Origin of the sequence: Pseudomonas capsici, assembly GCF_017165765.1 — a bacterium.
GTDB classification, from domain to species: domain Bacteria; phylum Pseudomonadota; class Gammaproteobacteria; order Pseudomonadales; family Pseudomonadaceae; genus Aquipseudomonas; species Aquipseudomonas capsici.
In genome coordinates, this window is record NZ_JAFGZD010000019.1 from 96,260 (window position 1) to 105,509 (window position 9,250).

8 protein-coding genes and 2 pseudogenes are annotated in these 9,250 nt (G+C 54.9%); 2 read left to right on the forward strand and 8 right to left on the reverse strand.

All coding sequences use genetic code 11. The annotated features are described in order from the left end of the window. Positions 1–291: 291 nt before the first annotated feature. The 4 genes and pseudogenes from JSY17_RS26145 to JSY17_RS20845 form a co-directional block, all read right to left on the reverse strand. Entirely contained in the window at positions 292–1,155 is an 864-nt protein-coding gene (locus JSY17_RS26145; protein WP_408636106.1) for a methyl-accepting chemotaxis protein, read from the reverse strand. 39 nt (positions 1,156–1,194) lie between these two features. Beyond that, a pseudogene (locus JSY17_RS26150) lies at positions 1,195–2,214 on the reverse strand (methyl-accepting chemotaxis protein); the annotation flags it as partial. 309 nt (positions 2,215–2,523) lie between these two features. Beyond that, positions 2,524–4,200, reverse strand: coding sequence for a sensor domain-containing diguanylate cyclase (locus JSY17_RS20840; protein ID WP_117180608.1), 1,677 nt, complete (start codon positions 4,198–4,200; stop codon positions 2,524–2,526). 234 nt (positions 4,201–4,434) lie between these two features. Beyond that, on the reverse strand, positions 4,435–4,563 hold the full coding sequence (locus tag JSY17_RS20845; protein WP_206402823.1) for a helix-turn-helix domain-containing protein: 129 nt from the start codon (positions 4,561–4,563) through the stop codon (positions 4,435–4,437). Positions 4,564–4,677: 114 nt separating this feature from the next. Here JSY17_RS20845 and JSY17_RS20850 point away from each other — a divergent pair, with 114 nt between their 5' ends. After that, positions 4,678–5,565 carry an MBL fold metallo-hydrolase gene (locus JSY17_RS20850; protein WP_206402822.1) on the forward strand — a complete coding sequence of 296 codons (888 nt, stop codon included), beginning with the start codon at positions 4,678–4,680 and terminating at the stop codon, positions 5,563–5,565. Positions 5,566–5,628: 63 nt separating this feature from the next. Beyond that, positions 5,629–5,961 carry a hypothetical protein gene (locus JSY17_RS20855; RefSeq protein ID WP_206402821.1) on the forward strand — a complete coding sequence of 111 codons (333 nt, stop codon included), beginning with the start codon at positions 5,629–5,631 and terminating at the stop codon, positions 5,959–5,961. Between the two features lie 255 nt (positions 5,962–6,216). Here JSY17_RS20855 and JSY17_RS25755 read toward each other — a convergent pair. From JSY17_RS25755 to JSY17_RS20870, 4 genes and pseudogenes are all read right to left on the reverse strand, one after another. Then, a pseudogene (locus JSY17_RS25755) lies at positions 6,217–6,391 on the reverse strand (IS630 family transposase); the annotation flags it as partial. Positions 6,392–6,466: 75 nt separating this feature from the next. Beyond that, positions 6,467–8,290, reverse strand: coding sequence for a methyl-accepting chemotaxis protein (locus JSY17_RS20860; RefSeq protein ID WP_206402820.1), 1,824 nt, complete (start codon positions 8,288–8,290; stop codon positions 6,467–6,469). Positions 8,291–8,360: 70 nt separating this feature from the next. Then, positions 8,361–9,059 (reverse strand): urea ABC transporter ATP-binding subunit UrtE, encoded by a 699-nt coding sequence (urtE, locus tag JSY17_RS20865; protein WP_206402819.1) that lies wholly within the window; start codon positions 9,057–9,059, stop codon positions 8,361–8,363. A 17-nt stretch (positions 9,060–9,076) separates the two neighbouring features. Then, on the reverse strand, positions 9,077–9,250 hold a 174-nt coding region (locus JSY17_RS20870; RefSeq protein ID WP_455567005.1), incomplete at its 5' end, for an ABC transporter ATP-binding protein C-terminal domain-containing protein.

Below are 9,250 nucleotides of genomic sequence, written 5' to 3' on the forward strand. Positions count from 1 at the left end.
GAGAAAGTTTATAGAAGACCGGGAAATACTTGAAACCTGCAAAAGTAGCCCGTTAACAGACTTATATATAAGTTGCGTATACCAAAGTATATGGAGAACTTCGCGAATGAGCGGAGCTCCTACACGGTAATGCCGATCAGTTAAGGCAGTTCACACTTGTGGGAGGGGCCTTGGCCGCGACAGCCAGCTTTCAGGCGCTGAAAATGTGTTGCCTGTCAGCAAGTCGTCGCGGCCAAGGCCCCTCCCACGGATTGTGACCTTGCCTCTTAACTGATCAGCGAAAGGGTTCGATTACACCCGGAAATGGCTCACCATCATCTGCAACTGGTTGCCCAGCCGCGCCAGTTCGACGCTGGAAGCTGCGGTTTCTTCGCTGGCTTCGGCCGTCTGTTCGGACACATCGCGAACATTCATGATGCTGCGGCTGATTTCATCGGCCACCGAACTCTGCTGCTCGGCTGCGGCGGCGATCTGCTGGTTCATGGCCTGAATATTGGAAACCGTGCGCGTGATGCTTTCCAGGGAGATACCTGCCTTGCGGGTCAGGGCGACACTGCTGTCGGTCAGGTTGCGGCTGCCGAGCATGATATCGGAGACCTGACGAGTACCGTTCTGCAGCCCGGCAACCAGGCTTTCGATTTCCTCGGTCGATTGCTGGGTGCGCTGGGCCAGACCGCGCACTTCATCGGCCACCACCGCAAAACCACGCCCGGCCTCACCGGCACGAGCCGCTTCGATGGCGGCGTTGAGCGCCAGCAGGTTGGTCTGTTCGGCCACCGCCTTGATCACGTCCATGACCTTGCCGATCTTGTCGCTTTCCTGTTCCAGTACCGTCATGGCATCGCTGGAACGCAGGACTTCACTGGCCAGTTTTTCGATCTGGAGAATGGCTTCACCCACCACCTTGTCGCCTTCGCGGGCTTCGTTGTCGGCAGTGGAAGCTGCAACCGAGGCCTGCTCGGCATTACGCGCCACTTCATGCACAGTGGCAGACATCTCATGCATGGCAGTGGCCACCTGATCGGTCTCGACCTTCTGATTGTTGACCCCGGCACTGGTCTGCTCGGTCACCGCTGAAAGCTCTTCGGCGGCGCTGGCAATCTGGGTGACGCCATCGCGAATCCCGGTAATCAGCTCACGCAGCGTGGCACCCATGCGCTGAATGCCTTGTTGCAACACACCCAGTTCGTCGCGACGAGTGACCACCACGGTATGGCTCAGATCACCCGAAGCAATGCGGTTCACGACTTCCAGGGTTTCCTGCAAGGGCTGGGTGATCTGGCGGGTGATGATGACGGCCGCAAACGCACCGAGCAGCAGGGCAATCAGAGTCCCGGCAATCTGGAGGTTGCGTGCCTGGGAAGTATCCTCTTCAACTAGGGTTTTCTGTTGCGCTGTGAGTTCAGTGCCCACCTTGAAGATCGCATCCCCAAGAACCGTCATTTCCTTGCGCGTGGCATTGATAGAGCTGTCCGCATCCTTGAAACCCTGTACAGAAGCCTTGTAGGCACGCAGCGCCGTTTCCAGTTGGGCAACCTTGTCGCCATGGGTCGCATTGAATGCAGCCTTGAGCCTGTCGAAACCCTGGATGGCGGCGTCTATCTGCTTGAATGCCGCCTGCTCGGTCTTTTCCGCAGGATTGCCGGTATAGCCACGCACTTCGTAACGCGCCAGTTGCACGTCCATACGGGCACTGGCAATCAGTTGCAGCAGATCGGAGCGCGCGGGATCGTAAGAGTCCATCTTCATTACCGACTCATTGATCGCCGAAAGAAGCTCATTGGCCCGCGTCGCATTGACACCCATTTCGGCACGCACAGTGGCACTGTTGCGATAGGCCGTACGCATCTGGTTCAGAACCTTTTCGTAAGCATTGAGCTGTTCGCCCAAGCGCTCCAGCAGCTGCGTATTCACCGGGGAAGTGAAGTTATGGAGTATGGACTGCCGGGTGCTCTTGAAGGCATCCAGTTGAGTCTGAACATTCTGGGCGGCGGTTTCGTCGCCATCGGCAAGCATGTATTGCAAGCGGGCCACGCGCAGCACCGTCAGCTTGTTACCCAGTTCGGTGATATCGCCAATTCTGTCGGTGCGGTCAATCAGCCTGTCCAGACTGTTCCAGCCGACAAGAGCCAGTAACGCGGTAAAAACCAGAACCAGGCCAAACCCGAGGGCCAGTTTCATGTTGACGCTGATATTCGCAAAACTGCTGTTCATAAAACTCTCCGTGATGTTCTTTCGATGCGGCCATGCAAAAGCTGAAGGTTTTATTTTTTTAAGCAGCAGACTCGCGCACAGGCATATCGGCCCACCGGGCCTGAAACTTGATCAAAAAGTCAAAAAGAGGTGTGAAAAAATTTCTGGAATGCAGCGCTGGCAAGGTCTGCTTCAGGAAAACCGAGGATTTCGGAAGGGAATAAAAAGGGCTATCGCGGGGCATTGCGGCCCGTTAACCGGAAGTCCCAGCGCTGAGGATAAAGTTATCCACAGCGCTCGGGCGAGGAATCAACACATTGCGTACTGACGTTATGTGGATAACTGCAAATCACTCATGCTGGCATTACAGACAACCCGGTTCCTGCCCGACAGCTTCGCCTGATAGAGCTGCTGATCGGCACGCTTGATAAGCGCTGTCGAGTTGGCATCGGTTGACTCGGCCAGACCGATACCGATGCTGACGGTCACCTGCCCGACCAGGGAAAAGTCGGCATCGGCAATGGTGGCGCGAATCTTCTCGGCCACGATTTCCGGGCTACGCAGGTTATCGAACTCCGGCAACAGCACTGCGAACTCTTCACCACCATAACGGGCAACGAAATCGGTGGAGCGGGTGTTCTGTTCGATGAGTTGAGCCAGTTGGTAGAGGACTTCATCCCCGATGGCATGGCCATAGGTGTCATTGATGCGCTTGAAGTGGTCGGCATCGATGAACAGCAAGGCGAACGGGCGTCCGGTCCGTTCGAAGCGCTGGCTGCACTCGATCAGTTTCTCATCGAACATGCGCCGGTTATGCACACCCGTCAGCGCATCGTGAGTGGCCAGTTTCAACAGCTCGGCATTGGCCTCGGTAAGAGCCGCCGTACGTTGTGCAACCGTGACTTCCAGCGAGCTGTTGGCATCCTGCAGTTCGCGTTCCTTACCGAGCAGGGATTGCGTCATGTTCTGTATCGACTGGCCGAGCTGGGCGATTTCCAGTACCGGATGGCTCAGCGGGAAGCTTACGTGGGGCTGCTGGTCCTGCACTTGTCTGGCTGACTTGGCCAGTTGCTCGATCGGACGGCTGAGGTACAAGGCCAGATAGTAGGCCGCCAGACCAAATGCCACAGCAGCAATGACCCCCAGCCCCAGCAAGCGATAAAAAAGGCTGTGCGCAGGTTGCAGTGCCTGAGCCAGCGGCTGACGAACCGCGACATACCAGGCCAGCCCTGAAATCGTCGGGGTCGGTATTTTCACAACACTGGTCAGGAAACCATCGCCCACGAACCATCCCGGCTCCGGAGACTGCAGCAGTTCCGGATGTTTTTCCCCCACCCGTTGCTGTGGATAAAGAACATTGCCCGCCTGATCGACGATCAGCACTTCGGTATTGGCCAGCATGCCCTCGCGCAGGACGGCCGCCTCGACAATCCTGGCCATCCAGCTCCAGTGGGCATGCGCGCTCAGCACGCCGATGACAGTGCCTTCGGCATTGCGGATGGGCGTAGCGAAATCGATGAAACGTACAGGCTCGCCGCTGGGATTGGGCAACAATTTGGCCAGCAGGACTGCTTCATGAGGATCGCCGGTGTAGGAACCTTGCAGACCCGCCTTGAACCACGGGCGCTCCTTGACCGACTGATTGACCAGCAGGCCATTCACCGCCTGCCGCACACGCCCGTCCGTATCGGCAACGCCCATCCAGGCATATTCGGAATGGGACTGACTGCGCAGCTCCATCGACCGCAGGATGGCCGGATCGTCCAGATTGCCGCTCATCATGTGGGTTTCCTGACTGAGCAGGTGCATTTCCAGTTGCCGCTCATAGAGCTGCGCCCCCAGCAATGCAGCGGCCGACTTGGCAGTACTCAACGACGTATGGGCACTCGCCTGCTTCATCTGTTCAGTGGCGATATGCCCGACATAGAAGCCGACACTCACGAGGGTAAATAACGACAAGCCCGCACACCATAAGGTCAGGTGACTACGGAGACTGGCTTTGATCATGAGTGGGCATCTGATTGGGAGGATAGTGGCACTTTATGCCGAATATGACGGCTAAAGGGCAAGGAAAAGTTTGTTCGGAGCAACCTTCAGGCTCGGGGCTTTCTGGCCGGTGGTGCGGGGCGGATCGAGAATCTGCTGGGCAGCAGATCAACGGAGGAAAGCATGTCTGTTGATAACTTTGAGAATGCTTTGGAGTGGAGGAATGAATAGTAACAAGGAGCACCTCGCACCTAGCTACGCCTCCAGGCTGTCGAAATACCGGCTTACCATCGGCTTGGACATTTCCAGTGCATCAGCCGCCGCAGTCATGCTGCCTCGCTCAGCGATCTCGATAAATACCTGCATTGAGGTAAGACGATCCATCCATTTCACCGAAATAGTTAACAATCATTTAAGCAGGGTGAAGTTTATCCACGGTTTAGCAACCAATACAGTTTCTCTAGACGCAGCACACCGCTGCTTGAAGAGAAAATCATCATGGATATCTCACGCGCTTTTCGACGATTCGCCGCTGCTACTGCTCTCATCCTGGCCACTACGGTTGTCAATGCGCAATCGGCGCCGCTGAATCTCAAGGTCTATCACGCTGATGCTGACAGCTTTAACGTCAACGCCGTGCTGGTGACCGGGGAGAAGGATGCGGTACTGCTGGATACCGGCTTTACCCGAGCCGATGCACTGCGTATCGCTGCAATGGTCTTGGATAGTCAGAAGACCTTGAAGACCATCTACATTAGCCAGCCTGATCCTGACTACTACTTCGGCATCGACATCCTGAAGTCGTACTTCCCAAAGGCGGAGGTGGTTGCTACGGCTCCTACGATCAAGAAAATCGAAGACACATTGGCCACAAAACTCAAGTTCTGGCTACCACGGATGGGAGCCAACGCTCCCGAACACGTCAGCATTCCCAAGCCGCTGGCCGGGAACACCATTGATCTGGAAGGGCATACGCTAGAAATCCGTGGTCTGAACGACCGTCTACCTCACCGAAGCTATGTGTGGATCCCCGCCATCAAAGCAGTGGTAGGTGGGGTCAATGTTTTCGCTGGCCTGCATGTTTGGACAGCGGATGCTGCGAGCGCCGAGGATCGTGCCGCATGGATGAAAAAGCTCGATGACATCGCCGCACTGCAGCCAATTGTTGTAGTGCCAGGCCACTCTGCACCAGGAGCTGCGCAGGACGTTTCTCAAGTGCGTTACACGCAAGAGTACCTGCGACGCTGGGACATAGAGTTGAAAAAGTCTGAAGGCGCAAACAGCGCCGCACTGATCAAGGCTATGCAAGCGGCCTATCCCGAGGCCGGACTGGGTATAGCACTGGACATCGGTGCGAAGGTAGCAGCAGGTGAAATCAAGTGGTAACTCAGCCTGCAGCGACAACGTTACGATTCGCTGATTTTCTGCCTTTGAGCAAATGAGGTGGCCATGTTCAACTCCGACAAACAGCTCAGATCTCCAACGGAACGTGCAGCATTGGACGATGCACAGCTATGGATGCTGCCCCGTCGCAAATTCCTGGCTAGTGCAGGAGTTGCTATCGCTGCGATGGCGCTTAGCAAAGAGGCAGCCCTTGCCAGCACGGATAAGCCGCCCAGCGCAGAGGAGCTCGGCGCGACTGGACACGAGAGAGAACAGGACCCGCAAGCAAGAACGAATGTCCTGTTGGTTCATGGTGCCTGGCAAGGCGCATGGGTCTGGGATCAGGTAGTCGCACTGCTGGCATTACATGGGGTAAATGCCGTGGAGTACGGCAATTAGTCGCCTTCAACCGCGGCAAGCACCTGGTCAAGCACTGCGACCGTTGCAGTCGAGTCGAAGGCTTTATTCACGCCCGCCCCACCAATGACATAGCGGGCAATCGGGTGCGACAAGCTCCCGCAGATAACAACCGATATCCCGGCACCACCAGGTTTAACAGTGGCCAATCGCGGGAAAACTCCAGCCTGCGATCAATCGTCGCAGCCCAGAACGCCATCTGACATTCCCTAAAGCGCGTCCGCTACCGCGAGACCACTCCTTGCTGACGTTGAGGCGCTGGGCAATGGAATTTCCAGATTCTCCTTCTGCACACACCAGAATGATTTCGGCACGAACACAGGCATCCTGCGTGCCCTTACACTGCTTGAGACGGCGTAGAAGCTCCGCGTTTTCAGTTTCAGAAGCTAATGACAGTCGCTGGTCGGCCCATAAGTGCTTAGCTCTCGACGAATTGGTTTCAAATGAGCATAAACCAGATTTTCATTGGCACTTCTGAAACACCACACTAGACCCTGAAACTCATCATGTGTTTTGTCAGGTCATCAGAGAGCTCACGCAGCTTCCGACAGTCCTTCAGACATCCCTGAACATCAGTGCTGGTTGAGTTCGCCAAGTCGGCAATCCCCTGGACTGTGCGATTGATTTCTTCGGTAACAGAAGACTGCTCCTCGGTGGCTGTAGCTACCTGCTGGTTCATATCACTGATGTGTTCAATCTGGTTTGAGATGCCCGCCAATAGCTGATTGGTCTGCTGGCTCGCTTCCACACCGGTGCTTGTCGCCGCTTGGCCTTTCCCCATTGACGCCACTGCCGCGTCTGCGCCCTGCTTCAATTCCTGGATGATTTGTTGAATTTCGTCAGTAGATACTTGAGTGCGACCTGCAAGGGTACGTACTTCATCTGCTACGACCGCAAAGCCTCGCCCCATTTCTCCTGCTCGAGCAGCCTCAATCGCAGCGTTCAGCGCAAGCAGGTTGGTTTGCTGGGATATACCTCGTATGACCGCAAGGACTTTATCAATGGTTGCGATTTGGGCCGCCAATTCTGTTACCGAGTTTGCGGCGTCGCCGATTCCGCCTGCCATCTGCTCAATATGACGACTGGAGTTACTTACGATTAAACTGGCCTCTTGTGCTTCAGAGTGGGCACCTTGGGAGGCCGTTGCTGCACTGACAGCATTGCGCGCTATCTCTTGAACCGTAAGGCCCATCTCATGAACCGCAGTGGCAACCATGTCCGTCATTTCATTTTGCTGACTGGCTCTCTGCGCAGTATTTTCAACCACCTGCGATACTTGAGCGATGGCGGTGTGCAACTGCTGACTGGTCCCGAGCACCTGCCCGATCAGGACCTTGAGCTGTTGGCTCATGACGTTGACCCGGCCCAAGGCACTGTTAGCAGGTGCAGGCGGGATAGCAATCGCCAAGTTACCTCCAGCGACCTCATTGAGCACTTGTTCCAACATAGCTGGGCTACAGCCCAATTGTGCCAATTGCTGCTTACGGCCCAGCAATATCAGCAATGCAATCTCAGCGATTAGCGCAATCAATATCCCCACAAAGAGGGCCTGAAAAAACTGCATTCGGTCGCTTGCAACGACTACAGACTGTTTTGTACGTGCCTCTACCATTCCAAGGAAGTCATCCAGAGGCTTCATGATCTGCCCTTTGAACTGATGATATTCCTTGCTGTGCAGAAGATTTCGAGCCAGCTCCAGATTCGGTGTAGCTGTCAGCGTGTAACTACCTTGGCTATCAGCGAACTTACCCTTCACCGCGTTCATCGCTTTAACTTCAAGTTGAACAAGCCCGTCAGAGTTATCCTGAGCTTGTTTGAGCCGCCCGAACTCGCCCTCGCTAAACCCGGCCTTTCGCATGAGCTCAGTAAGAGCAATAGTCTCGCCGTCATTGCGGGGGCTGGGCATACCCGCTGCGATGAAGTCCCAGTAAATTCTATGGTAATCCTGCGGACGTGGGGCTTTGCCGTTACGGATATCCAGAACCTTCAGATACTCGCGCTCATACTCAGCGTCACCAGTCACAGCATAGGTGCGAGCAAGCCTTGTCAGATCATCTGAGCTTTGACGCAGCTCATCTGCCAGTAAGTATGAATAATAGCGGTTGTCGTTGACTGCCATTAATTCGGTTGAAGAGCGTGAAATCGAGTAAAAGCTATACACCAAAAATGCGAACGTTATGGCAATAATTAATAGCAATGCATAGAAGGCCCTTGAATTTTTGACTGTATTCATTGCGCCTGAGTCCTTGAGACAGTTTTTTGGGCGAAGCCGTCCCTGGAATAGAAGGCTCCAATATTGTTTGGCAGTCATTTCAACGCAGGCAGTGCACGAATAGTGCTTCACCTGAAAATTTGCAGCGAGGCATTAGCAACCCCGTCTTTTAAATAGTTACAAGACCTCGAACACCTTCAGCCTCCATATTCACACCGCGCCCTTTCTGTACAATTTCGCCTCTGGACATAACCAGATACTGATCGGCCAGCTCGGCGGCGAAGTCGTAGAACTGCTCCACCAGCAGAATGGCCATGTCGCCGCGCTCGGCCAGTTTCTTGATGACCGCACCGATTTCCTTGATGACCGAGGGCTGAATGCCTTCGGTGGGCTCATCGAGAATCAAAAGTCGTGGACGACTGGCCAATGCCCGACCAATTGCCAGCTGCTGCTGTTGACCACCAGACAAGTCCCCACCACGTCGATGCTTCATTTGTAAAAGCACAGGAAATAGCTCATAGATGAACTCTGGAACCTCCTTTGCCTCTGATCCGGGGAAGCGCGACAATCCCATCAGCAGATTCTCCTCGACGGTCAGTCGCCCAAAAATCTCACGGCCTTGTGGCACATAGGCAATGCCAGCGTGCACACGCTGGTGCGGCTTGAAAGTGGTTATGACTTTACCTTCCCAGTTCACGGAGCCTTCCTTTGCTGGTAGCAGTCCCATCAGTACTTTGAGCAAGGTGGTTTTGCCGACGCCATTACGCCCCAACAGACAAGTGACTTCTCCGATGGTTACGTCGAAAGAAAGCCCTCGCAAGATATGGCTACCGCCGTAGTACTGATGAAGCTTTTCAACTTGAAGCATACAAATCTCCATCGGGCTTATCTGCCCAGATAAACCTCAATCACTCGCTCATCTGCCTGGACATGCTCTAATGAACCTTCGGCCAGAACGCTGCCCTGGTGCAGCACGGTCACATGATCGGCAATCGATCCGACGAAGCCCATGTCGTGCTCCACCACCATCAGCGAGTGCTTGCCGGCCAGGCTCTTGAA